This window comes from Streptomyces sp. NRRL S-646 (assembly GCF_000720765.1).
Classification (GTDB): Bacteria; Actinomycetota; Actinomycetes; order Streptomycetales; family Streptomycetaceae; genus Streptomyces.
Map to the genome: position 1 here is coordinate 21,865 of NZ_JODC01000039.1, position 22,950 is coordinate 44,814.

Below are 22,950 nucleotides of genomic sequence, written 5' to 3' on the forward strand. Positions count from 1 at the left end.
GAGACTATATGCATGAAATCATGCAAGGACTTGCTAGCATACACATGCTCGTTTGCTTGTAATCACCGGGCCTAGGATGGGGACATGGAGACTTCGACCAGGCAGACGAGCGTCCCGTCGAGGCAGGGGCCGCTCGCCGCGGCCGACCCCCTCGACGCGGTGGGTCCGGCCTTCTCACGGCTGCGCCGCGCCTCCGCGCTGAACGCGGAGACGCAGGTCTCACGCAAGGACATGACCCGCACCCTGGTCCTCAACATCGTCGAGGAGGGCCCGGAGGAGGACGGCCAGGAGATCACCGTCGGCGTCGTCGCCGAACGGCTCGCCGTGGATCCCTCGGTCGCCAGCCGCATGGTCACCGACTGCATCTCCGCGGGGTATCTGGTCCGCGCCGCCTCGCAGCAGGACGGACGCCGCACGATCCTTCAGATGACCGGCGAGGGCATGGACATGCTGGCCGCCTTCCGCCGTCACCAGCGGGCGGCCTTCGAGTTCATCACCCGCGACTGGCCCGGGGAGGAACGCCTGCAGTTCGCCCGCCTGCTGATCAAGTACGTGGACTCGGTGGCCGAGGCACGGCACGCCCCGGCCGGCGGCTGACCGCCCGCCCCGCATCGCTCAGCGGGCCAGGATGCGGCGCAGCACCGACGACAGCGCCGCGGCCCGCTCGCCGGCGGGCAGGACATCCGCGCTGCGCCAGGCGACGATCCCGTCCGGGCGCACCAGGACCGCGCCGCCGGCCGGCACCCCGTAGGCGCCGGCCCACCGGCCCCCGGGATCCGCCAGCCCCTGGTCCCCGTCCGCGGTGATCCGGTGCACGTCGAGCGCGACCCCCAGCTGCCCGGCCGCCGTCCGCGCCGCCGCGGCCCAGGACGCGCCGTCCGCACCGGCCAGCAGCACGAACCGGGTGCCGAACAGGTCCAGCGTCGCCAGCGGCGCGCCGTCCCGCTCGAGCACCACGTACGGGGCACGGGTGCCGGGCCGGCCGGAAAGGGTGCGCGGATCGCTGGTCAGGGGCAGCGCGCCGGCCTCCTTTTCGGCGACGAAGGCGCCGGCCGGATAGGCCTGGCCCATGGTCACGGTCATCGCGTCGTCGGTCGCGGCCCGCTCCTGCTCGGTGGCCGTGCCCGAGCGCAGCGCCAGCTGCAGCGAACCCTGCCGCGCGGTGTACAGGCCGACCGGGCGCCGCTCCTGCTCGTAGGTGTCGAGCAGGCCCGCACCGGCGGTGCCGTCGAGCACCAGGGCCAGCTTCCAGGCCAGGTTGAAGGCGTCGGCGATGCCGGTGTTGGCGCCGTAGCCGCCGGTGGGCGGGATCTGGTGGGCGGCGTCGCCCGCGAGCAGCACCCGGCCCTGGGCGAAGTGCTCGGCCACCAGCTCGGCCATGTCCCACGGGAAACGGGAGCGCACGGTGACCTCGACGGTGTCCGAGCCGATGGCCGCGCGGACGAGTGCGGCGCACCGGGCGTCGGTGAAGTCCTGAAGGCTCTCGCCCCGCTCCGGGTCGTAGCCGACGATCAGCGTGCCCTCGGTGAGGGTGTCGTCGTGCACCAGGATGCCGGTGACGGTGTCGTTCTTGACGTGGACGACGCTGTAGCGGCGCTCGCCCAGCACCGCGGCGAAGTCGGCGCCGAAGGCGATGCTGACGTGCCGTGAGAGCACCCCGCGGCCCTGGCGCGGGATGCCGAGCGCCTCGCGCACCGTGCTGCGCGGGCCGTCCGCGGCCACCAGGTAGTCGGCGCGCACCGTGCTCTCGTCGCCGTCCGGGCCCTTCAGGACGGCGCTGACGCCGTCGTCGTCCTGTGTGAAAGAGACCAGCTCGGTGCCGAACTGCAGGTCGGCGCCGAGTTTTTCGGCCCGTGCCCGCAGCAGGGGCTCCAGCCGGTCCTGCGGAAGCAGCAGCAGCCTGGAGGGGGTCAGGTCCGCGAGGTCGTCGCCGCCGGCGAGTTCCTCCTTGCTGAAGAGCACCTCCCCGGCCAGCGAGACCACGCCGGCGCGCGTCTTGTGCTTTTCGAAACCGGACGCGGCGCTCTTGGCCGCCTCCTCCACGCCCACCGTGCGCAAAAGCTCGGCGGTGCGCGGGTAGTAGCCGACGGCGCGCGGGTGGACGGAGGTGCCGGGGTGGCGTTCGACCAGGATGCAGGGCACGTTGTGATGCGCGAGGAACAGCGCCGTCGACAGGCCGACGAGACTCCCGCCGGCGATCAGTACACGTGTGCTGCTGGTACTCACAAGGAACCCCTCTCGCGGATGCCGGTCTGTACCGGATCGTGGCAGCGGCCACTGGATCCCGGCTCGAACGCGGCTCGCGCCGCGGGCCGCGGGCAGGGGCTGTCAGCAGGGCAGGGAATACGTCGACCAGGAGCTGTCCGCGCAGAACCCCAGGCGGCGGTTGAGAGCGACGATCGGGGTGTTGCGCACGTCGTTGAAGGCCTGCACGAGCGCCAGGTGTTCGTTGTCGCGGGCGACCCGGCACAGCACGTCGGCCTTGAGCCAGGTGCCGAGGCCGCGGCGGCGCCGGCCGGTGAGGACGAGCGTCTCCCCCGTGTCCGCCATCGGGCTGTCCCGCACCAGGAGGGTGGCGTACCCGCAGACCTCGCCGCTGTCCTCGGCGACGGCGGCGCTGACGTAGGGCCGGTGGCCGGCCCGGGCGGCCTCTCCCTCACGAAAGCGCACGTCCTCGGCGGTGGGCCGGCCAACCCCGGCCCGGCCGTTGACGGGTGCGTCCAGGGTTTGCCAGGCGCGGGCGTAGGAGTCGACCAGTTCGGCGGGGCAGCGGCCCTGCCAGTGCACCAGGCGGTAGCCGGCCACCGCCCGGCCGGCCAGGTCGCTCAGAGCGGCCCTGACCGGGCCGCGCAGCACGAGACGGTTGCGCAGGTTGGTGCCGCAGCGCCCGGCCCCGCGGGCGGCGGCGAACGCCTCGGCGGCCGGGGTGTGCGGGGCGTCGATCAGGAGCGGGCCGCGGCCGCGGCGGTGCAGCTCGGCGCGGGCGGCATCGGCCAGGGCCGTGCCGGCGCCGCGGCGCCGGAAGGAGGGGAAGACCCACAGGGATCCGTGGCCCGGGCCGTCGGGATCGCCCTGGTCCAGGCCCAGTTTGACGCATCCGGCAGGCCGGCCCTCGTCGTCGAAGGCGGCCAGGACGATCCGGTCGGCGCCGTGCCGGCGCTGCAGCAGCCGGGCCAGCAGGGCGGCCGAGACCGGCGGGTCGCCGGGCAGTTCCAGGCTCATCGTCTCCCGGAACCCGGGCAGGAGCAGTGCGATCGTCGCCGGGGCGTCGCCGTCGAGGCTGCGGATGTCCATGGCTTCCTTCCGTGGGCTTCAGGGGATGCGCGGGGCAACCGCAGCGCGGGCGCCGGAAAGGGGGACGCAGCCGGCGGCCGGGTACGGGCGCCGCACCGCCGCCGTACCCGGGCCGCCGGCAGAAAGGGCCGGGGCCTTGCGTGCCGGCCCCGGCAGGGCGGGATCAGGCGGGATCCGTCTCGGTGAGGGAGATGGCCTGGACGGGACACGCGCGCGCGGCCTCGCGCACCAGCGGCTGCCCGGCGCCGTCCTCGCGGCCCGCGATCACCGTGGACAGGCCGTCCTCGTCCTGCTCGAACACGGCGGGCACGGCCACCATGCACTGGGCGGAGCCGATGCACCGGTCGCTGTCGATGGAGATGCGCACGAGGGCCTACCAGGTGACGGGCAGGTCGGTGACGCCCTGCAGCACGAACGGCGCGTTCACGCCGACCTGGTCGGCGGGCACGGCCAGCCGCAGCGTGGGAACGCGGCGCAGCAGGGTCGCCAGGGCGATTTCCATCTCGGCCCGCGCGAGGTTCTGGCCGATGCACTGGTGGATGCCGTAGCCGAAGCCGACATGGCGGCCGGACTGGCGGCGGATGTCCAGCTCGTCGGGGCGCTCGAAGGAGTCGGGGTCCCGGTTCATCAGCATCGTCGACAGGATCACCCCGTCGCCGGCCTTGATCAGGCGGCCCTCGATCTCGACGTCCTCCTTGGCCACGCGCATCAGCATGTCGCCGATGGAGGCGAAACGCATCAGCTCGTCCACCGCGCGCGGCATCAGCGACTCGTCGGCGCGCAGCTGCTCCAGCTGCTCGGGGTGGGCCAGCAGCGCCATCGTGGACAGCGCGATCATGTTGGAGGTGGTCTCGTGCCCGGAGACCAGCAGGACGGTGGCGAGCATCGCCAGCTCCTGCCGGTCGACCTTGCCCTCCTCGAGCTGACGGCTGATCAGCTCGTCCAGCAGGGTGTCGCCCGGCTCGGCCTGCCTGCGGCTGATCAGGTCGTCCAGGTAGGCGAGGATCTCGGTGAACGCCTGCTGCGCCTGGGCCGCCTGCTCGGGGCCGGAGGAGGACAGCACATGCCGGGAGCGCTCGTCGAAGTAGTGGTGGTCCTCGTAGGGGACGCCGAGCAGGGTGCAGATGACGGCGGACGGCATGGGCAGCGCGTACTCGGTGAGCAGGTCGACGGTGCTGCCCGGGCCCTTGGCCAGCATCTTGTCCAGCAGTTCGTCGGCGTAGCGCTGGATCACCGGACGCAGCGCGTTGACCTGCCGGACGCCGAAGCTGGGCAGCACCATGCGGCGCTGGCGGGCGTGCACCGGGTCGTCGACGCCGACCAGCGGCGGCGCGGCGGCCTGCTGGCGCTGGGCCTCGATCCGTGGGGCGAGCAGCGGGAAGCGGGGGTCCAGGACGTCGGAGGACAGCCGCGGGTCCGGGAACAGCCGGCGGCCGGCCTCGTTGCCGGTCACCAGCCAGGCCACCCGTCCGTTCCACAGGGTGACGCGGGAGATCGGGCCCTTGTCCCGCAGCTCCTCGTATCCGGGCGGCATGCGGTAGGGGCAGGTGCGCTGGATCGGGTAGGCGGGAGCGTCGTCGCTCCCGTCCGCCACAGTGGTCGGCGCGTCGAGTGTGTCGGGCATGGGTTCTCCAGGGTGTGCGGCCGCCGGCTTCGGACGGCGGGTCCGCTGGTGGACTAGGGGGCGGGCAAGGCGTTCACAGGCCGCCGGTGACGCGCAGGGCCTCGCCGTGGACGTTGCCGTTGGCGGCGGAGCCCAGGAAGACGATGGTGCGGGCGACGTCGTCCGGGGTGTTCATCCGGCCCGACGGCAGCGAGGCGGCCTTGTTCTGAAGGAACCCGGGCGAGGCGTGGGCGAGCACGTTCTCGGTCAGGGTCTGGCCGGGCACGACCAGGTTGACCAGGATCCCGGCCGGCCCGAGCTCCCAGGCGAGGCTGCGCACCAGGCCGTACAGGCCGGCCTTGGCGGCCCCGTACGCGCCCGCGCCGACCATCCCGGTGTCCGCCAGGCCCGCGCCGAGCAGGACGATGCGGCCCCACTGCCGGCCCCGCATCCGGGGCAGCACGGCCTGGACGGTGTCGAAGGCGGCATCCAGGCCGGTGCGCAGCACCCGCTGCCACTGGGCGGCCGGCACGTCCTCGAAGGCGGGCATCTGCCGGCCGGGCCGCGGGATGGCCTCGCCCCACTCCACGGCGCAGGCGACCAGCACGTCGATGCCGCCCCACTGTCCGGCGACGGTGTCGACGGCGGTGCGGAGGGAGTCGGGGTCGGCGAGGTCGTGGCGGAGAACGAGGGCGGTGCCGCCCGCGGCGGCCACCTGGTCGGCGGTCTCCTTCGCGCCCGCCTCGTCCACGTGGTAGGTGAGCGCGACCCGCGCGCCCTCGGCGGCGTAGGCGAGGGCCGTGGCCCGGCCGATGCCGCGGGAGGCGCCGGTGACGAGCACCACCTTGTCGGTCAGGTCCGTCTTCATCGTGGGGTCTCCGTAATCCGGCCGGGTTCGGGGCGGATGCTCTGCGCGTGGTGGAAGAAGTCGTCGGGGTCGTAGTGGTGCTTGACCGCGCGCAGCCGGGGGGCGTTCTCGGCGAAGTGGTCGCTCTCCCAGTCGGGGCCGATGCGGGAGGAGGGGAAATTGATGTAGGAGCCGGTGGCCAGCGGGGCGAGCGCGGCATCGCACCCATCGGCCCATTCCTGCAGCCCGGCGGGGTGGTGTGCGGCCTCTTCCGCGTCCCGCGTGGCTATCTGATAGCCCATCAGGAACTGGGCGTCGCGGTGCACGTACGCCGTCTCGGTGCGGCCGGCCCGGTTGGCGGCCCCGCCCAGGGCGATGCACAGCAGATAGCGTTCGCCGTCCAGGTCCGGGTCCCACGCATCGAGGAGGGTCTGCGCCTGGGCGCGGGTGACGGGCCGGCCGGTGAGCCGGTAGGCCTGCCGGGTGTAGGGGTGGCGGTGGCCGGCCGCCTCGGGATGGGTGCCGGTGCGGTGGCACTGCTGCACGGTCTTCGAACCGCACAGCGCCTCGTGCATGACGTCGGCGTACGGGCCGGGGGTACCCGTCTCGCGGTGCACGGGCTTGGTGCCGGTGCGCTCGGTGAGCTCGTCCAGGGCGCGTTCGAGGTCCTCGGGTGCGCCCAGGTGCACGCCCCACGCCTTCACCACCGGCTGCCCGCCGGGCCCGAACATGCCGGGCAGCACGACCAGGGAGGTGCCGAGGTCGTCGCTGCCCTGCGCCGCCCAGGCCTGCCAGGCCGCCAGCACGTCGGCGGCGTCCTCGTAGGACCACAGGGTCTCGAAGGAGGTCAGCCGGGGCGCGTCGACGGGCAGCAGTTCGAAGTCGGTGACGATGCCGAACGTACCGCCGCCTCCCCCGCGCAGCGCCCAGTACAGGTCCGGGTGTTCGCCGGCCGAGGCGGCAACGGTGCGGCCGTCGGCCAGCACGACGCGGCCGGAGACGATCCGGTCGCTCGCCACGCCGAACCGGCGGGTCTGCCAGCCCAGTCCGCCGCCGGTGAGGAAGCCGCCCTGGCCGACCGTGGGGAAGGTGCCGGTGATGATCTGGCGGCCCAGCGGCTTGAGCCGGTCCAGGGCGTCCAGGGACTGGATGCCGGCGCCGATGCGCACGGTGCCGGCGTCGGCGGCGACCTGGTTCATCCGCGACAGGTCGATCACCAGGCCCTCACCGGTGGACCAGCCGTTGAAGCTGTGGCCGCCGCTGCGCACATGGACGCGGACGCCGGTGTCCCGGGCGTGCCGGACGCAGGCCACCACGTCCTTGGCCGAGTGGCAGTAGGCGACGGCAGCGGGGGTGACGCCGTCGTACTCGGTGTTCTGCAGCTGCGTGGCCAGCCCGTACCCCGGATCCGACGGGAGAACGAGCTCACCTTCGAGGCGATCGCGCAGCATGGCGGGTCCTTCCTGCGTGAGGTGCCGGCCGGGGGTGACGGCGGCGGTGCGTGCGCCGGCGTGCCGGGCCGGCTACTTGTCGATGCCGAACTTGCGGGCGACGACCTTGGAGCCCTCGTGGCCGCGCAGCAGGTCACCGGTGGGCGAGTAGAAGTTGGCGCCGCCGGTGCCCTCCCAGCAGTCGTCGGAGACGAACTCGCCCTCGACGAAGACGTGCGCCTCGCCGACGTGCCGGCCCTCGGGGCTGACGGCGAGGATGTGGAAGTTGTAGTGGAAGGAGTCCTTGCCGGTGGGCTCCCAGTTGCCCAGTCCGATGTTCTTGGCGTTCACCTGGTAGCAGGTGACGGAGCCGTCACCGGTGAAGGACGCCAGTCCGAACACGGACTTGCCGTCGTCCTCGAGTTCCGTGGTCCAGGTTCCGACCAGCCGCGCGTCGGTCATGGCGCATCTCTCCTGACGGGGTTCGGTAAGGGTGGGTGTTCGCCGCTACGGTGCCGCCCCGGGCTGGAGCGGTGCTTGAACGGCTCTGCAGCCGCCCGCGGGCGCTCAGCCGGACTGCCAGGTCCCGGCGGCCGGGTGCGGGTTGTGGTGCGGGCGGTGCCAGACGGTGGCCGCCTGGCCCGCCCCGGTGTCCTCGCCCGCGGCGGCGCGGGGGGCCAGCAGCGCGGTGAGCACCGCGGCCACGGCGGCGGTCTCCTCCGCCGTGGGGGTGCCGCCCGTGATGCGCCAGCAGGTCATGGTGTCCTCCTCGCCCCTCACAGCGGCGGGTTGCCGTGCTTGCGGGAGGGCAGGCCGGCGTGCTTGGAGCGCAGCATGGCGAGCGCGCCGATCAGTGCGGAGCGGGTGTCGGCGGGGTCGATGACGTCGTCCACCAGGCCGCGTTCGGCGGCGTAGTAGGGGTGCATCAGCTCCGACTGGTACTCCTTGATCTTCTGCGCGCGCACGGCGTCGCCGTCGTCGGCGGCGGCGATCTCCCGGCGGAAGATGACGTTGGCTGCGCCCTCGGCGCCCATCACGGCGATCTCGTTGGTGGGCCACGCCAGGGAGACGTCCGCGCCGATGGAACGCGAGTCCATGACGATGTACGCGCCGCCGTAGGCCTTGCGCAGGATCAGCTGCACCCGCGGGACACTCGCGTTGCAGTAGGCGTACAGCAGCTTGGCGCCGTGCCGGATGATGCCGCCGTGTTCCTGGTCCACGCCCGGCAAAAAGCCCGGCACGTCGACCAGTGTCACCAGCGGGATGGAGAAGGCGTCGCAGAACTGCACGAACCGTGCCGCCTTCTCGCTGGCGTTGATGTCCAGGACGCCGGCGAAGGCGGCGGGCTGGTTGGCGACGACGCCGGTGACGTGGCCGTCGAGACGGACCAGCGCGCACACCACGTTGGCCGCCCAGTGGGGCTGGATCTCGAAGTACTCGCCGTCGTCGACGATCTCCTCGATGACCGCGCGGATGTCGTAGGCCTGGTTGGCGCTGGCCGGGACGATCTCCCGCAGCGCCCGGGTGAGCCGGCCGGCCGGGTCGCCGGATGCCTGGTGCGGCGCCGTCTCACGGTTGTTGGACGGCAGCAGCGACAGCAGGAACCGTACGTCCTCCAGACAGGCGGCCTCGTCGTCGTGGGCGAAGGCCGCCACGCCGGAGACGCCCGCATGGACGTCGGCCCCGCCGAGCCCGTTCTGCGTGATCTCCTCGCCGGTGACGGCCTTGACGACGTCCGGTCCGGTGATGAACATCTGCGAGGTCTCACGCACCATGAACACGAAGTCCGTCAGGGCCGGCGAGTACGCCGCTCCCCCGGCGCACGGGCCCAGCATCACACTGATCTGCGGGATGACACCGGAGGCCCGGGTGTTGCGCTGGAAGATGCCGCCGTAGCCGGCGAGCGCGGTGACACCCTCCTGGATACGGGCGCCCGCACCGTCGTTGAGCGAGACGAGCGGGGCGCCGGCCGCGAGGGCCAGGTCCATCACCTTGTGGATCTTGGTGGCGTGGGCCTCGCCGAGCGCGCCGCCGAAGATGCGGAAGTCGTGCGCGTAGACGAAGACGGTACGGCCGTGGACGGTGCCCCACCCGGTGACGACACCGTCGGTGTAGGGCCGTTTGTCCTCCAGCCCGAAGCCGGTCGCGCGGTGCCGGCGCAGGGCCTCGATCTCCTGGAACGATCCCTCGTCCAGCAGCAGGTCGATGCGCTCCCGGGCGGTCAGCTTGCCCTTGGCGTGCTGGCGTGCGGTGGCTTGGTCGTCGGGGCCGTCGACCGCCAGCGCCTTGATCTCGGCGAGTTCGGTCAGACGGTCACGTTCCACAGCCTCGGTAGCGATGGTCATGCGAGGTCCTCCGGGTGCGACAGCGAGCGTGCCAGGTGCCGTTCGACCGCACTGAGCGGGACGTCGGGGCGAAGCCGCTCGGGGTGCCCCGGCGGGGGCGTGAGCAGGATCCACTCCCGGGCCGATTCGTCCGGGACGGGGATGCAGACCCAGATGGCGCCGGCCGCGGCCAGCGACCGGCCGACAGCCCGCAGGAATGCGGCGGTTATCGACCAGGCGTCCACGTCTCCCCCGTCACCGAGGACCTGGTCGTCTGCAGCGGCATGGACCGTCCTCCTCTTTTCCCGATACGTAGTGTCGGACCCGCCCACGGTCACAGGAGCCGCTCAAAGGTGCTTGGAGAGGCGCTTGAGAAGTGGCCCACAACCGCTCCCGGTCACCGCCCCAGGGCGCGCCAGCCCCAGGTGGTCGCGCAGGGTGTAGCCGTCGTAGCGGGTGCGGGCCAGGCCGCGGCGGCGCAGCTCGGGGACCACCAGGTCGGCCAGCGCGGCCAGCCCCGCGGGCAGGTGGCCGGGCAGGAACACGAAGCCGTCGGCGGCGCCCTGGGTGAACCACTCCTCCAGCTCGTCGGCGACGTCGGTGGCGGACCCGAGCAGGAACGCGGGGCCGGGCGCGGGGCCGGGCGCGGTGCCGGGCGCGGTGCCGGGGGCGGTGCCGGGGGCGCCGAGCCGGGCGGCGGGATCCAGCAGGTCCTGCAGGGCGGCGTAGGTGTCCTCGGCCTCGGCCCTCGTGCGGCCGGTCACCACGAACACCGTGGCCAGGATGCGCACCTGGTCCGGGTCGCGGCCCCGGTCGGCGGCCAGGGCACGCAGCGCGCGCCGTTCCGCGCGGGCCCGCACCACGGTGCGCTGCCCGCTCAGCAGCACGTCGGCCCACTGCGCGGCGAACTCCCGCGCGTCGGCGCCACAAGGCGCGGGGTGCAGCAGCACGGGGCGGCCCTGCGGCGGGCGCGGCACGGTGAGCGGGCCGCCCACCTGGAAGTGGTCGCCCCGGTGGCCGGCCGGGTGCACCTTGGCGGGGTCGGTGTAGCGGCCGCCGGCCTGGTCGTAGAGGAACGCGTCGTCCTCCCAGCCGTCCCACAGCCGGCCGGTGACCTCCAGGAACTCCTGCGCCCGGTGGTACGACATGGCCTCGCCCGGCGCCCGGTCCAGGCCGAAGTTGCGGGCCTGCGCGTCGGTCACGGGCACGGTGACGTGCCAGCCGGTGCGGCCGCCGCTGAGGACGTCGAGCGAGGCGAGGAAGCGGGCGAGGGGCCACGGTTCGTTGAAGGCCGTCGTCGCCGGGGCCGCGAGGCCGATGTGCCGGGTGTGCACGGCCAGCGCGGACAGCAGCGTCAGCGGTTCCAGGTGGGCCACCGTGCTGTCGCGGCCGTGCCGGGCGGCCTCGCCGGCGGCCTGCTCGCCCAGGCTGTCCGCCAGCAGCAGGAAGTCCAGCCTGCCGCGCTCGGCGGTCTGCGCGAGAGCGCGGTACAGGTCGAGGCTGAGCGCCCTCTCGGGCCGGACGTCGGGGTGCCGCCACGCAGCGGCGTGGTGCCCGAGCGCCGGGGCGGGCAACAGCGCCCCCAGCCTCATGGGTGTGCGGTCGGTACGCATCGGCGTCCTGCCTCCCACGATCGGCCCGGCTCCTGCGGCCGGCCATCCGCTCGGGAGTGCAGCAGAAACAGCTCGAGGAACACTCAGGCCGACCCGCGCAACCGGACCAGCCTGCCGGCCCCGTGCCCGATCACGGGGGCCGGCTGGGCTGCCGCCGGGGGCGCCGGGGATCGGGCCGAGAGCGCCGGCGAGTGATCCGGCACCGGCCCGGCCCGCCCGGCCGGTCATGGGCCCGGGCTGCCGCCAAGAGCACGGGCCGGCAATCCCCGCCCCGCCCCGTGGATCACGGGGGCCTGCTGCCGCCCCATGCGCCGAGAACCTGACCGAGGACGCGGGTGAAGACGCAGCACCGGCCTCCCCCGTCCACCGCTCACCGGCCCGGGCTGCCGCCGAGAGCGCGGGCCGGCGATTCCCGCCCCGCGCCGCCGGTCACGGGTGCCGGCCCTCGCCGAGGATGCGGCGCGAGGGACCCGGTACAGGCCTCCCCCGCGCCGCCGGTCACGGGTGGCGGCCCTCGCCGAGGGAGCTGAGGACCTGGTCGAGGGCGCGGGTGAAGACGCAGCACCGGCCTCCCCCGGCGAGGGGACCCCGCACCGGCCTCCCCCGCGCCGCCGGTCACGGGTGGCGGCCCTCGCCGAGGGAGCTGAGGACCTGGTCGAGGGCGCGGGTGAAGACGCAGCACCGGCCTCCCCCGGATGCGGTGGGCCGGCTGTCCGCTGCCGGACCAGCCCGCCAGCACCAGGGGGCGGTGGGGGCCGAGGACGCTCAGCAGTGCCTGCGCCACGGTGTGCGGTTCGGCCTGGGCGGTGGCCACCGCCAGCAGCGGCCCGGGGCCGGCATGCAGGGGCACGAGGACGCCGTAGCAGGCGTGGTCCGCGCCCGGTGGGGGGACGAGACAGACGGCGGGACCGCCGGTGCGCCGGCCCGGGCTCAGGGTGGCCAGCACCCTGTCGCCGGGTCCGGCCGCGGGCGCCATGCGGGGCACCTCCGAGTCGGACAGCGCGTCGAGGACCGCGGCGATGGGCCGGCTGCCGTCGGCGAGGTCGGGGAAGACGCGCAGCAGCCGCATGGACTGCGCGAGCAGCTTGGCCGCCTCGGACTCGGCGAAACGGCTGCGGTCGTGGATCGCGGTGATCACGAGGTTGCCGAGCCGGTCGTAGCGGGCGAGGAGTGCGATCGGCAGCGTGCTGGACGCGCCGGTGCTGTGCGGCGGCTCGAAGGTGATGCCGTGCCCGGCGAGTTCGGCCACGAGGTCGTCGGCGGGCCGCACGGGCCGTTCGAAGAGGACCGCCGTGGCGAACAGTTCCTCGTCGTTACCGCGCGCGTTCCAGCGCCGCAGATCCTCGGTGCTGATCCATTCGTACGCGGACATGTCCAGGGCCCGGTCCCGCAGCGCGGTCAGCAGCTGGGGCACCGTGCCGGCCGGGTCGACGTCGACGCTCATCGGGAGCACGCCCAGCAGCGGACCGGTCAGCTGCTCCGCGCCGTCCAGGCAGATGCCCCGGCCGTCGACGGAGACGCCGAAGGCCACGGTGGCCGGCTGGACGGTCGCGGTGGCCCGGTGCAGCAGCAGCGCCCAGGCGGCGTGCAGGGCCGCCGTCTCGGTGACGCCGCAGCCGGCCGCCCAGTGGACGAGCCGTACGGCGTCCTGCCGCGACAGCCGCCTCGAGATCCGCCGGGAGCCGGTGTGGGAGGTGGGCGCTCCCGGGCGCGCCGGGTGCACGGCCGCGCCCGGCGGCGGGGTGGCGCCGGCCCACAAGTCCCGTGCGCCCGCGGTGTCCTGCTCGTCGAGCCATCGTGTGTAGTCGCGCAGGTCGGGCCGCCGCTCACCGCCGGCGGGAGAGCCCTCGTTGAGGTAGGCGCGGTAGAACTCGCGCAGCAGCACCTGCGCGCTCCACGTGTCGACCAGCGCCTGGTGGAACGTCAGCAGGACGCGGGTCTGCGCCGCTCCCGCCTGGGACGCCGGCTGCTCGTGCAGGGTGATCCGCAGCGGTCCCGGCCGGTGGACGTCCACGCCCCGGCGGCGGTCGCGTTCCAGCAGCGAGGGCCAGGTGATGTCCTGGTGCGAGAGCCGTTCGACCTGGACGGTGGCGTGTTCGTGCAGGGTGATCCGGGTGGGGTCACGCGGGTCGAACGCGGCGCGCAGCAGGGTCTCGCTGCCGGCCACCGCCTGCCACGCGGCGGTGAACCGTTCGCTGTCCAGCGGCCCGTGCCAGGTCCACTGCAGCTGCTCGATGTGGTGGCCGGCAGCGGGGCGGGCCAGGCACGGGGCGAGCAGTTCCTGCTGGCGGGGGGTGGCGGCGAGGACCGGCCCGGGGTACCGGGCCCAGGCCCCCTCCGCGTCCGGGCCCGCCGGCTGCTCCGGGCCCGCCAAGTGCTCCAGTACCGAGCGCAGCTGCCCGCACAGCGCGTCCAGGGCTGCCCGGCCGCCGCCGGCGACGGCCCGGACGTGCAACCTGCCGTCCTGTACGTGGGTGCGGACCTCGATGTCGTACTCCCCCAGGCCCCCGGGAGGCCGGGGCGCGTGGTCCTCGTCGGTGCCGGCGAGGGTGAAGCGGGCGAAGGGCGCCGGGAGTTGTGCCGGGTCGTGAGGGGTGAGGCGGATGCGCGGCAGGCGTTCTGCCGTGGGCGGTCCCTGGCCGGTGCCCGGCGGCTCGTCCGCGGTCAGGGCGCTCGCCACGGCGACGAGGAACCGTGCGGGCGCCAGGTCCGGGTCGGCGTCCAGCCGGATGCGCCGGGCGCGGGTGTACGGGCCCACGGCACGCGCGTGCGCGGGCAGGAGGGTGCGCCCGTCGGTGCACAGGTCGAAGACGGCCTCGTGCGTGTGGCCCCAGCGGGCCAGGGCCTGCCCGAAGGCTCCCGCGAGCAGTTCGGCGGCGGACAGCCGGTGATGGTGCGGCAGGACGGCGGTGATCAGCCGGGTTTCGCGCGCGCCCAGGCTGAAGCGGGCGTACGCCGCCTGCGGGCCGCCGTCCCCGTCCGGCGCGGTGCCGTCCGCGGCGGTGGCGCTGTCGGCGCCGAAGCCCGCGGCGGTGACCCCCTCGGCGCTGCCGCCCTCGGCCGCGGCGCCGAGGGCGGCGCATGGCGCACCGCTCCCGGCGGCCGTACCGGAGGCGAGTGCCGGGGCGGCGGCGCCGGAGGCCTCGTCGCCGTGGCCGGCGGACGTGACGGCCAGCCGTGCGCTCCACTGCTCCAGCCACCCCCCATCGCCCTGCACCGCAGGGCTCCTTCCCGAGGCGAGTGCTCCCAGGGCCGTGTCCAGGTCCTCCAGCAGGATCCGCCAGGACGCCGGGTCGGCGGCGAGGTCGTGCACGGCCAGGAAGAGCAGATCGCTTTGGGCAAGGCCCGGGACGCCGCCCTGGGCGTGCACGGCACGCAGCGACGCCCCGGTGCGCGGGTCGAGGCCGCGGCGCGCGCCGGCGAGGGCCGCGTCGAAGGCGGCGCGGCCGGTGAACCGGGCCGTCGTCAGCAGGCCGTCCGGCAGGGGGGCGCCCTGCCGGCGGGTGCCCAGCAGCAGGGTGCCCGCCGGGCCCGGCCCGAGCGCAGTGCACAGGAGCGGATGGGCGGCGAGCACCGCGGCCAGTGCCTGGCGCAGCACGGGTGGGCCGACGGCGTCGCCCAGCCGCAGCAGCAGGCCGCGGTGTGCGCGGTGCGGAGCCTCGTCCAGGGTGCGCAGCACGGCGCGCAGGGCGGGTTCCAGCGGTACCGGGCCGGGCGGCACGCTCAGCAGATCCGCCATCAGGCCGGCCGCCTCGTGCGCTGTTTCGTGCGCCGCTTCGGGGCCCTCCGGCCGTCCGGCGGCCAGGTGCAGGGTGTGGTGGGCGGGCCCGTGCCGCCGCAGGCGGGCGTGCAGCACACCCGGCGCCGGTGCCTGGTCCGGGTGCGGCACGTCGTCGCCGTCCAGGCTCCAGCCGCGCAGGTCGGGGCGGCGTACGACGGCACGGGCAAGGGCCCTGTCCACGGCGGCCGGGCCGAGCAGGCCGTGCAGCTGCAGGACCGCCCCGCCGGCCACGACGGTCAACGGCGTGTGCGCGCAGCCGCGTTCGCTCATGAGCCGCCTCTCCTTTCGCCCCGTGGAAGCCCGGCTGCCTCCTCATGCTCCGGGCCGGCAGATGTATGCATGGGGCACGTTAGCCCGGCCGAAAGGGGATGGCCCGTGGCCTCCAGGCATCGTTAAGCGGCCCCTGAGCGGGGCTGATGCGGCCCTGCGGCGTCGGTGTGGCGGGGCAGCAGCTGCGCCACCAGGCTCATGGACCGCTCGTCGGCCACGGGCCGGTCGGCGCCGCCGGGCACCGCGGCCGGGCCCGTGGCGTAGCGGGCCACCGCGACCAGATAGCGCTCCATCGTCCGGTAGGTGCCGAGCGACCAGGTGTCCGGTGCGGCGGGGCTGCCGTCGGGGGCCAGCAGGCCCGCGCCGTCGTGGGCGGTGAACTCCCCCTCGGCGCCGGCGGGGAAGCCGAACTCGGTGAAGTCCAGCCGCAGTCCCTGTCCCAGCGCCTTGGTGTAGGCCTCCTTCAGGGTCCACAGCCGCAGCAGCGCGGCGGTCCGTGCCGGGCCGTCGAGGCCGTTCAGGGCGGCCCGTTCGGCGGGGGTGCACATCCGCTCGCGCATCACGTCGTAGGTCAGGGTCCGCGTCAGCGGTTCGGCGTCGACGCCGATCCGCCCGCCGCGGCTGATGCCGACGACGATGAGCTCGTCGGTGTGTGACAGAGCCACGTCGACCTGGCGTATCCCGCGCAGGTGGGGACGCCCGCCGATCTTGTAGGCGAGGTCGAGTCCGGCGGCGTCGGTGCCAAGGGCGGCCGCCGCCGTGTATTTCAGCACCAGGCGGGCGGCGGCGAACCGGTGCCGTACCAGCGGGTCGGCGGTGCGCCGGTAGCGCGGCCAGTCGCGGCCCAGCAGCAGGCGCAGCCGGGGTTCGGTGACGACCGCGCTCAGCCACTCCCCCCAGGTGGTGAAGACCACCGCGCTGCCGCACCGGTCCATGGCCGTTGCGACCTCGTCCCACGGCCCGGACGGCCCCGGCACGTGCACGGGCTGGGTGATGCGGGGTGCCTGCGTCATCCGTTGGCTCCTCTCGTGGATCACTGGCCGGGTTGCGCCGGCCGGCGCCTGCGGGCCCGCGGCGGGCTCTGGTGCGGGCGCGTGGAATGGGCTGCTGCGGGCGTGGGGCGGCGGCTGCCGCTCACGGTGACGGCCGCGCCTCACGGTGACGGCCGCCGCTCACGGTGGCGGCTGCCGCTCACAGGGCGAGTTCGGTCCCGTCGAGGTCGAAGCTGCGGCCGGTGTGGTGGCGCCGCAGCAGTTCGTCCAGGACGCCCGTGACGCAGTCCTGGGGTAGGTCGGGCAGCGCGATGGCGAGCCGGCGGCCGAGGCGGGACAGGGCGAGCACCGCCCAGCCGGGATCGGCGAGGAACGGGTCGGCTGCCTCCTGGCCCTCCCAGACGGCCAGCACGGCGGCCGCCGCGGCGAGCAGTCCGTAGCGGTCGCTCAGGGCGCAGGCCGCCGGCCCGGACAGGGCGTCGCCGCCCTGGCCGGGCAGCAGGGCGCACTGCTCGCGCAGCAGGCGCAGCTCCGCAAGGAAGCCGTCGGCCAGATCGGCCAGCAGGGCGATGCGGCCGCCGGCCCGCCGCGAGCGGCCCAGCCGTTCGGCGGCTGCGGTCAGTGCGGCGGCCAGGAAGTCCCCGCCGCCCGCGAAGGCCAGCGCCCCGTGGTCCAGCGGCGGCAGGTCGGCCCGCCGGCGGAACAGTTCGGCGGGCGGCTCCTCCTCCACGAGCCAGGACTGCTGGGCCAGCGCGCCCAGTTGGGGAAGGATCACGGCCTGGCAGGCCGCGGCGCCGTCGCGGCCCAGACCGGCGGCCGGCAGGTCGCGCACCAGCTTGGCCAGGATGCCGTGCAGCAGGTCGTCGCGCCCGCCGTGCGTGCCCAGCACGGCGGACAGCTCCTCCAGGGCGTCGGTGAGCAGCGCGGGCACGGTGTAGGTGGCGGCCACCGTCGGGGCGTGGGCCTGGTCGGGCAGCAGGCCCACCGCGCGCAGGCACACGGTGGCGAGGGCGTCGCACACGAGCAGGTCGGTGAAGACCCCGGCGAGCGGACGGTGCCAGCGGCGGGCCGGTGGCCCGGTGCGGCCGTCGGTGGCGGTGTGCACGGCGGCGCGCAGGACCGGGTCGAGGGCGGCACTCGCGGCGCCGGCGACGAGGCAGCGGTTGACCTGGTTCATGCGCAGGGCCAGCGCGGCGCCGTCGCCGGGCCGGCCCACGAGGGCGTCGTCGCTCACCGGGCAGCGGGTGAACCGCAGTCCGGAAAAGACGGCGCCGCGCATGCCGTCGGTGGCGACCCGCGGCAGCCGCTGCCATGTCGCGCCAGGCAGCTGCGCGGCCTCCAGCAGGAGGACCGAGTGGGTGCGGGAGCCGGCGTCGGCGGTGCGGGCGTGGACGACGTAGACATCCGCGCGGGCCGCGTCGATGATCACGTCCTTGCGGCCGCTGACGAGCATCGCGGTGTCGCCGGCCGTGCGCCGGGCGGTGACCTCCTCGCGCCGGACCCCGCCGGCCGGGGCGAGCCCGGGGTGCACCACGGTGGTGCGTCCGCCGCCCAGCAGCAGCCGGGCCAGGGCCCGCTGCTGGGCGTCGGTGCCGGCCGCCCATACCGCGGAGGCGGCGAACAGCGAGGTGACACCGGCGGCGAAGCCGAGGGCCACATCGCGGCGGAAGACGGGCCGCAGCACCTTCATGAGCAGGTCGGCCCGGGTCAGGCCGCCGCCGTGGCGGGCGGGGACGAACTCGGCGGCCAGACCCGCATCGGCGAGCAGCCTTTCGGTAGGCCGTGCCGGGCGGCGTTCCCGGTCGGCGGCGAGGAAGGCGGCGAAGCCGTGTTCGTTGACCGGGTCGTAGGGGTTTTCGAGCAGGGTGTCCACGCGGGCGGCGCGGCACAGCGCGGCGCTGCGCCCGTCCGTGGCCCCCGGCGGGAGACCGATGCCCGTGGTGAGGGTCATGACCATCCCGGCAGGCCGCTCGGGGTGAGCGCGCGGACGGCGTCCTCCGCGTGCCGGCGGGCCAGGTCGAGGAGGGCGGCGCTGTGGCGGCCGACGCGTTCACGGACGTGGCGGCGGGCGTCGGCCAGGCCCGCGTCCGCTCCCAGCACCCGCGCCACGTCGTGCTCGTTGAGCACCACCTGGTGGCGTGCCCGCACCGTCACACCGGCCGGATCGGGCTCCACCGACCACTCCCCGGCCTGGCCCGAGACCAGCTCGGGCGGCTGGGTCACCTTGTAGACGATGAGCCCGCCGTGCGGGAAACACAGCCGCACCGCGGCGCTGTCCCCGGCGCCGTCCTGGGTGTGCAGCGTCTGGATGCCGGGCACGTCCTCCGCCAGGCGGACGCCGGTCACACCGGGCACGGTGCCGGGCCAGGCGGCGGCCCGGTACAGGAAGCCGTAGACGAGCTCGGAGGGCCCCTGCACGCGTACGGTGTCCTCGACAGTGACGACCAGTTCGTCCAGGACGGCCCACCGCTCCGCGAGGCTCTTGAGGTTCGCCAGGTGGGCGCGGATGTTGGCGTCCCCGATCCGGTCCGGGGCCAGGTGACCGTGGGCCGCCGTGAACTGCCGTTCCAGCGTCAGCAGCGCGGAGCCGTGAGCCCTCTGCTCGACGTTCCAGACGCCCCGCATGCTGTCCACGGCCGCGGAGGTCACCTCCTGGCGGAACGTGATGCGCCGGGCTGCGGGGTCGAGGGTGCGCCGGGTGATCCAGGAGGTGATCCGGCCCCCGGCGCGGGCCCACATGCGCAGGCGCTGCCCGGGGCCTTCCAGGTCCAGCAGTTCCACGTACACGTTCGGGGCGAAGAACAGCGGCCAGCGCTCGGCGTCCGCGATGAGTCCGTAGACCACTCCGGCGGGAGCGGCCACCTCGATCCGATGCGAGGTGCGGTGTAGGGCCGGTGCGGGCATCGGCGTTCACCCCCTTCATTTCACCTGTGTGACGACTGTGCGCGCGGCCGCTCGAAGCCCGCTGGAGGGCCGGTGGACCAGCGCTGGTGCCGCCCGGGGGGATGCGCCAGGCCCGCGTTCGCGGCGTGACGGCTGCGGCGCAGGTGGACGGCGGGGCCCGAGCCGTTGCGGTGCGTTGGGGCCGCCGGGTTCGAGCGTTCCTCCAGCGCCTGGCGAGCGGCCGGCGACCGGGCGCCGCCCGGACGCCGAGCCTCCGTCCCGGCGCGGCCGGGGCTGGAGGTTTGGTCGAGCTCCTCTCCACCCGCGCTCGGCGCGGGTGGCGTCGAATCGAGGCCGCACACCTCCCGGGCATCCGGGTCGACGTCTTCGCGGCGGCATGGACACCCAGCGCACGGCTTGACTCATCCGACTGACAGCGGAGGAAATTCGCCATGGGGCTTTTGTTCACCTCGGAGTCCGTGACCGAGGGTCACCCCGACAAGATCGCTGACCAGATCAGCGACACCATTCTCGACGCGCTCCTGCGCCAGGACCCGGCCTCCCGGGTCGCCGTGGAGACGCTGATCACCACCGGCCTGGTGCACGTGGCCGGCGAGGTGACCACCCAGGCCTACGTGCCGATCGCGCAGCTCGTGCGCGAGAAGATCCTCCAGATCGGCTACGACTCCTCGAAGAAGGGCTTCGACGGCGCCTCCTGCGGCGTCTCGGTGTCCATCGGCGCGCAGTCCCCGGACATCGCGCAGGGCGTGGACGCGGCCTACGAGACCCGCACCGAGAAAGCCGCCGGTGCACAGGAGGACGAGCTGGACGGGCAGGGCGCGGGCGACCAGGGCCTGATGTTCGGCTACGCGACCGACGAGACGCCCACCCTGATGCCGCTGCCGATCTTCCTGGCGCACCGTCTGTCCAAGCGCCTGTCGGACGTGCGCAAGGACGGCACGCTCCCCTACCTGCGCCCGGACGGCAAGACGCAGGTCACCCTCGAGTACGACGGCGGCAGGGCGGTCCGCCTCGACACGGTCCCGATGGGCGACGCCGGCCTGACCGGCCGCAAGATCATCATCGACACGTACGGCGGCATGGCCCGCCACGGCGGCGGCGCCTTCTCCGGCAAGGACCCCTCCAAGGTGGACCGCTCGGCGGCGTACGCGATGCGCTGGGTCGCCAAGAACGTCGTCGCCGCGGGCCTGGCCTCCCGCTGCGAGGTGCAGGTGGCGTACGCGATCGGCAAGGCCGCCCCGGTGGGCCTGTTCGTGGAGACCTTCGGCACCGAGACGGCCGGCGCCGACAAGATCCGGCAGGCCATCGAGGCGGTGTTCGACCTGCGCCCGGCCGCGATCATCCGCGACCTGGACCTGCTGCGCCCCATCTACGCCCAGACGGCCGCCTACGGCCACTTCGGCCGTGAGCTGCCCGACTTCACCTGGGAGCGCACCGACCGGGCCGACGCGCTGCGCCGGGCCTGCGGAGTCTGACATGCGGATCGCCGTCACCGGGTCCATCGCCACGGACCATCTCCTGGTCTTCCCCGGCCGGTTCGCCGACCAGCTCATGGCCGGCCGGCTCGAGTGCGTCTCCCTGTCCTTCCTCGCCGACTCGCTGGACATCCGGCGCGGCGGCGCCGCCGCCAACATCGCCTACGGCCTCGGCCGGCTGGGGCTTGCGCCGGTGCTGGTCGGCGCCGTGGGCAGCGACTTCGAGCCGCACCGGGTGCTTTTGAAGGAACAGGGCGTGGACACCGAGTCGGTGCGGGTCAGCCCCGATCTGCACACCGCCCGCTTCGTGTGCACCACGGACGCCGACCAGAACCAGATCGCCACCTTCTACACCGGTGCGATGGCCGAGGCCCGGCACATCCGCCTCGCCCCGGTCCTGGCCCGTACCGGAGGACTCGACCTGGTCCTCGTCTCGCCCAACGACCCCGAGGCGATGCTGCGGCACACCCGCGAGTGCCACGAACTGGGCCTTGCCGTCGCCGCCGACCCCTCGCAGCAACTGGCCCGCCTCGAACGCGACCAGGTCCGCACCCTGATCGACCGCTCGCGGATGCTGTTCACCAACGAGTACGAGTCGGTCCTCCTGCACGAACGCAGCGGCTGGACGCAGGAGCAGATCCTCGCCCGCACCGGCCTGTGGATCACCACGCTCGGCGCGGCCGGCTCCCGGATCCGGCAGGCGGGCCGCACCAGCCTCGAGGTCCCCGCCGCCCCGGCCCGCACCGTGGTGGACCCCACCGGCGTCGGCGACGCCTACCGCGCGGGCTTCCTGGCCGCCCTCGCCCGCGGGGCCAAGCTGCGCGATGCGGCCCGGCTCGGCAGCGTCAGTGCCGTCCTCGCCCTGGAGACGGTGGGCACCCAGGAACACACCCTGGACGGCGCCGAACTGCTGACCCGCCTCGAAGAGGCCTACGGGCCCGCCGCGGCACACGCCCTCTCCTGCCGTGTGGTGGTGCGCTCATGACCGAGACCGCCCGTGTGTCCGCGCTCCGCGAGGCGCTCGCCACCCGGGTGGTGGTCGCCGACGGCGCGATGGGCACCATGCTGCAGGCGCAGGAGCCCACCCTGGAGGACTTCCAGCAGCTGGAGGGCTGCAACGAGGTCCTCAACGTCACCCGCCCCGACATCGTCCGCTCGGTGCACGAGGCGTACTTCGAGGCCGGCGTGGACTGCGTCGGCACCAACACCTTCGGCGCCAACCTCACCGCGCTGGGCGAGTACGACATCCCCGAGCGGATCACCGAGCTGTCCTGTGCCGGGGCCCGGATCGCCCGTCAGACGGCGGACGCCTTCGCGGCGCGGGACGGGCGGACGCGGTGGGTGCTGGGCTCGATGGGCCCGGGCACGAAACTGCCGACCCTGGGGCATGTGACGTACGGCGTCCTGCGCGACGCCTACCAGCACAACGCCGAGGGCCTGCTCGCGGGCGGCGCGGACGCGCTGCTCGTGGAGACCACCCAGGACCTGCTCCAGACGAAGGCCGCGGTGCACGGCGCCCGGCGGGCCCTGACCGCACGGGGCGCCGACGCCTTGGTGATCGTGTCGGTGACCGTGGAGGCGACCGGGACGATGCTGCTGGGTTCGGAGATCGGCGCGGCGCTGACCGCGCTGGAGCCGCTCGGCATCGACATGATCGGCCTGAACTGCGCGACCGGCCCGGCCGAGATGAGCGAGCACCTGCGCCACCTCGCCCGGCACGCGCGCGTGCCGCTGTCCTGCATGCCCAACGCCGGCCTGCCGGTCCTGACGGCGGACGGCGCCCACTATCCGCTCTCGGCAGGGGAGCTGGCGGACGCCCAGGAGGCCTTCGTCCGCGACTACGGGCTTTCGCTGGTGGGCGGCTGCTGCGGTACGACGCCGGAGCATCTGCGCGCCGTGGTGGAGCGGGTGCGGGGGCTGACGCCGCCGCCGCGTGATCCGCGCCCGGAGCCGGGCGCGGCCTCCCTCTACCAGACCGTGCCGTTCCGCCAGGACACCTCCTACCTGGCGATCGGCGAGCGGACCAACGCCAACGGTTCGAAGAAGTTCCGTGAGGCGATGCTGGCCGGCCGCTGGGACGACTGTGTGGAGATGGCCCGCGAGCAGATCCGCGAGGGCGCGCACCTGCTGGATCTGTGTGTGGACTACGTGGGCCGGGACGGCGTTGCGGACATGGAGGAGCTGGCCGGCCGCTTCGCCACCGCCTCCACCCTGCCGATCGTGCTGGACTCCACCGAGGTCGACGTCCTTCGCGCCGGGCTGGAGAAGCTCGGCGGCCGCGCGGTCATCAACTCCGTCAACTACGAGGACGGCGACGACCCCGCCTCCCGCTTCGCGAAGGTCACCCGGCTCGCCCGCGAGCACGGCGCGGCGCTGATCGCGCTGACCATCGACGAGGAGGGCCAGGCCCGCACCCC

At 74.4% G+C, this 22,950-nt stretch carries 19 protein-coding genes; 4 read left to right on the top strand and 15 right to left on the bottom strand.

Features of this window, described 5'->3' with window-relative positions:
- Positions 1 to 84 precede the first annotated feature (84 nt).
- A complete protein-coding gene (locus IH68_RS51080; protein WP_063763609.1) occupies positions 85 to 597 on the top strand; it encodes a MarR family winged helix-turn-helix transcriptional regulator in 513 nt (170 codons plus the stop codon).
- A gap of 18 nt (positions 598 to 615) precedes the next feature.
- Here IH68_RS51080 and IH68_RS0147360 read toward each other — a convergent pair whose 3' ends face one another.
- The 15 genes from IH68_RS0147360 to IH68_RS0147430 form a co-directional block, all read right to left on the bottom strand.
- Positions 616 to 2,226, bottom strand: coding sequence for an FAD-dependent oxidoreductase (locus IH68_RS0147360; RefSeq protein ID WP_030949646.1), 1,611 nt, complete (start codon positions 2,224 to 2,226; stop codon positions 616 to 618).
- Between the two features lie 102 nt (positions 2,227 to 2,328).
- Complete coding sequence (locus IH68_RS0147365; RefSeq protein ID WP_030949648.1) at positions 2,329 to 3,294, bottom strand: GNAT family N-acetyltransferase; 966 nt, start codon at positions 3,292 to 3,294, stop codon at positions 2,329 to 2,331.
- Between the two features lie 163 nt (positions 3,295 to 3,457).
- Positions 3,458 to 3,661 carry a ferredoxin gene (locus IH68_RS0147370; protein WP_030949650.1) on the bottom strand — a complete coding sequence of 68 codons (204 nt, stop codon included), beginning with the start codon at positions 3,659 to 3,661 and terminating at the stop codon, positions 3,458 to 3,460.
- 6 nt (positions 3,662 to 3,667) lie between these two features.
- A complete protein-coding gene (locus IH68_RS0147375; RefSeq protein ID WP_030949655.1) occupies positions 3,668 to 4,918 on the bottom strand; it encodes a cytochrome P450 in 1,251 nt (416 codons plus the stop codon).
- A 73-nt stretch (positions 4,919 to 4,991) separates the two neighbouring features.
- Entirely contained in the window at positions 4,992 to 5,765 is a 774-nt protein-coding gene (locus tag IH68_RS0147380; protein ID WP_030949662.1) for an SDR family NAD(P)-dependent oxidoreductase, read from the bottom strand.
- The gene (locus tag IH68_RS0147385) at positions 5,762 to 7,195 is read right to left on the bottom strand and encodes an FAD-binding oxidoreductase (protein WP_051834113.1); all 1,434 of its coding nucleotides are present in this window, start codon (positions 7,193 to 7,195) and stop codon (positions 5,762 to 5,764) included. The genes IH68_RS0147380 and IH68_RS0147385 overlap by 4 nt, the downstream gene beginning before the upstream one ends.
- Before the next feature lie 72 nt (positions 7,196 to 7,267).
- Complete coding sequence (locus tag IH68_RS0147390) at positions 7,268 to 7,636, bottom strand: hypothetical protein (protein WP_030949667.1); 369 nt, start codon at positions 7,634 to 7,636, stop codon at positions 7,268 to 7,270.
- A 105-nt stretch (positions 7,637 to 7,741) separates the two neighbouring features.
- Entirely contained in the window at positions 7,742 to 7,933 is a 192-nt protein-coding gene (locus IH68_RS0147395; RefSeq protein WP_030949673.1) for an acyl-CoA carboxylase epsilon subunit, read from the bottom strand.
- 17 nt (positions 7,934 to 7,950) lie between these two features.
- Positions 7,951 to 9,519, bottom strand: coding sequence for an acyl-CoA carboxylase subunit beta (locus tag IH68_RS0147400; protein WP_030949675.1), 1,569 nt, complete (start codon positions 9,517 to 9,519; stop codon positions 7,951 to 7,953).
- Entirely contained in the window at positions 9,516 to 9,743 is a 228-nt protein-coding gene (locus IH68_RS51085; protein ID WP_037886489.1) for a DUF6059 family protein, read from the bottom strand. Before IH68_RS51085 ends, IH68_RS0147400 begins: the two co-directional genes overlap by 4 nt.
- 102 nt (positions 9,744 to 9,845) lie before the next feature.
- Positions 9,846 to 11,111, bottom strand: coding sequence for an NtaA/DmoA family FMN-dependent monooxygenase (locus IH68_RS0147410; RefSeq protein ID WP_051834114.1), 1,266 nt, complete (start codon positions 11,109 to 11,111; stop codon positions 9,846 to 9,848).
- A gap of 370 nt (positions 11,112 to 11,481) precedes the next feature.
- The gene (locus IH68_RS52230; RefSeq protein ID WP_051834115.1) at positions 11,482 to 15,162 is read right to left on the bottom strand and encodes a condensation domain-containing protein; all 3,681 of its coding nucleotides are present in this window, start codon (positions 15,160 to 15,162) and stop codon (positions 11,482 to 11,484) included.
- Between the two features lie 122 nt (positions 15,163 to 15,284).
- On the bottom strand, positions 15,285 to 16,175 hold the full coding sequence (locus tag IH68_RS0147420) for a 4'-phosphopantetheinyl transferase family protein (RefSeq protein ID WP_063763610.1): 891 nt from the start codon (positions 16,173 to 16,175) through the stop codon (positions 15,285 to 15,287).
- Between the two features lie 178 nt (positions 16,176 to 16,353).
- The gene (locus IH68_RS0147425; RefSeq protein ID WP_159403875.1) at positions 16,354 to 18,105 is read right to left on the bottom strand and encodes an acyl-CoA dehydrogenase; all 1,752 of its coding nucleotides are present in this window, start codon (positions 18,103 to 18,105) and stop codon (positions 16,354 to 16,356) included.
- The gene (locus IH68_RS0147430; protein ID WP_030949686.1) at positions 18,102 to 19,058 is read right to left on the bottom strand and encodes an aromatase/cyclase; all 957 of its coding nucleotides are present in this window, start codon (positions 19,056 to 19,058) and stop codon (positions 18,102 to 18,104) included. The genes IH68_RS0147425 and IH68_RS0147430 overlap by 4 nt, the downstream gene beginning before the upstream one ends.
- A 431-nt stretch (positions 19,059 to 19,489) precedes the next feature.
- Here IH68_RS0147430 and IH68_RS0147435 point away from each other — a divergent pair, with 431 nt between their 5' ends.
- The 3 genes from IH68_RS0147435 to IH68_RS0147445 form a co-directional block, all read left to right on the top strand.
- Entirely contained in the window at positions 19,490 to 20,533 is a 1,044-nt protein-coding gene (locus IH68_RS0147435) for a methionine adenosyltransferase (RefSeq protein ID WP_030949688.1), read from the top strand.
- Between the two features lies 1 nt (position 20,534).
- Positions 20,535 to 21,518 (top strand): carbohydrate kinase family protein, encoded by a 984-nt coding sequence (locus tag IH68_RS0147440; RefSeq protein ID WP_030949690.1) that lies wholly within the window; start codon positions 20,535 to 20,537, stop codon positions 21,516 to 21,518.
- Positions 21,515 to 22,950, top strand: a 1,436-nt coding sequence (locus IH68_RS0147445; protein WP_030949692.1) for a homocysteine S-methyltransferase family protein, incomplete at its 3' end; no start/stop codon positions are given. The genes IH68_RS0147440 and IH68_RS0147445, both read left to right, overlap by 4 nt.

What these genes read in the sequence shown, in the direction of transcription:
- IH68_RS51080 (WP_063763609.1), top strand. Translation starts at nt 85, where the DNA reads ATGGAGACTTCGACCAGGCAGACGAGCGTCCCGTCGAGGCAGGGGCCG.
- IH68_RS0147365 (WP_030949648.1), bottom strand. Translation starts at nt 3,294, where the DNA reads ATGGACATCCGCAGCCTCGACGGCGACGCCCCGGCGACGATCGCACTG.
- IH68_RS0147375 (WP_030949655.1), bottom strand. Translation starts at nt 4,918, where the DNA reads ATGCCCGACACACTCGACGCGCCGACCACTGTGGCGGACGGGAGCGAC.
- IH68_RS0147380 (WP_030949662.1), bottom strand. Translation starts at nt 5,765, where the DNA reads ATGAAGACGGACCTGACCGACAAGGTGGTGCTCGTCACCGGCGCCTCC.
- IH68_RS0147385 (WP_051834113.1), bottom strand. Translation starts at nt 7,195, where the DNA reads ATGCTGCGCGATCGCCTCGAAGGTGAGCTCGTTCTCCCGTCGGATCCG.
- IH68_RS0147390 (WP_030949667.1), bottom strand. Translation starts at nt 7,636, where the DNA reads ATGACCGACGCGCGGCTGGTCGGAACCTGGACCACGGAACTCGAGGAC.
- IH68_RS0147395 (WP_030949673.1), bottom strand. Translation starts at nt 7,933, where the DNA reads ATGACCTGCTGGCGCATCACGGGCGGCACCCCCACGGCGGAGGAGACC.
- IH68_RS0147400 (WP_030949675.1), bottom strand. Translation starts at nt 9,519, where the DNA reads ATGACCATCGCTACCGAGGCTGTGGAACGTGACCGTCTGACCGAACTC.
- IH68_RS0147410 (WP_051834114.1), bottom strand. Translation starts at nt 11,111, where the DNA reads ATGCGTACCGACCGCACACCCATGAGGCTGGGGGCGCTGTTGCCCGCC.
- IH68_RS52230 (WP_051834115.1), bottom strand. Translation starts at nt 15,162, where the DNA reads ATGAGCGAACGCGGCTGCGCGCACACGCCGTTGACCGTCGTGGCCGGC.
- IH68_RS0147420 (WP_063763610.1), bottom strand. Translation starts at nt 16,175, where the DNA reads ATGACGCAGGCACCCCGCATCACCCAGCCCGTGCACGTGCCGGGGCCG.
- IH68_RS0147425 (WP_159403875.1), bottom strand. Translation starts at nt 18,105, where the DNA reads ATGACCCTCACCACGGGCATCGGTCTCCCGCCGGGGGCCACGGACGGG.
- IH68_RS0147430 (WP_030949686.1), bottom strand. Translation starts at nt 19,058, where the DNA reads ATGCCCGCACCGGCCCTACACCGCACCTCGCATCGGATCGAGGTGGCC.
- IH68_RS0147435 (WP_030949688.1), top strand. Translation starts at nt 19,490, where the DNA reads ATGGGGCTTTTGTTCACCTCGGAGTCCGTGACCGAGGGTCACCCCGAC.
- IH68_RS0147440 (WP_030949690.1), top strand. Translation starts at nt 20,535, where the DNA reads ATGCGGATCGCCGTCACCGGGTCCATCGCCACGGACCATCTCCTGGTC.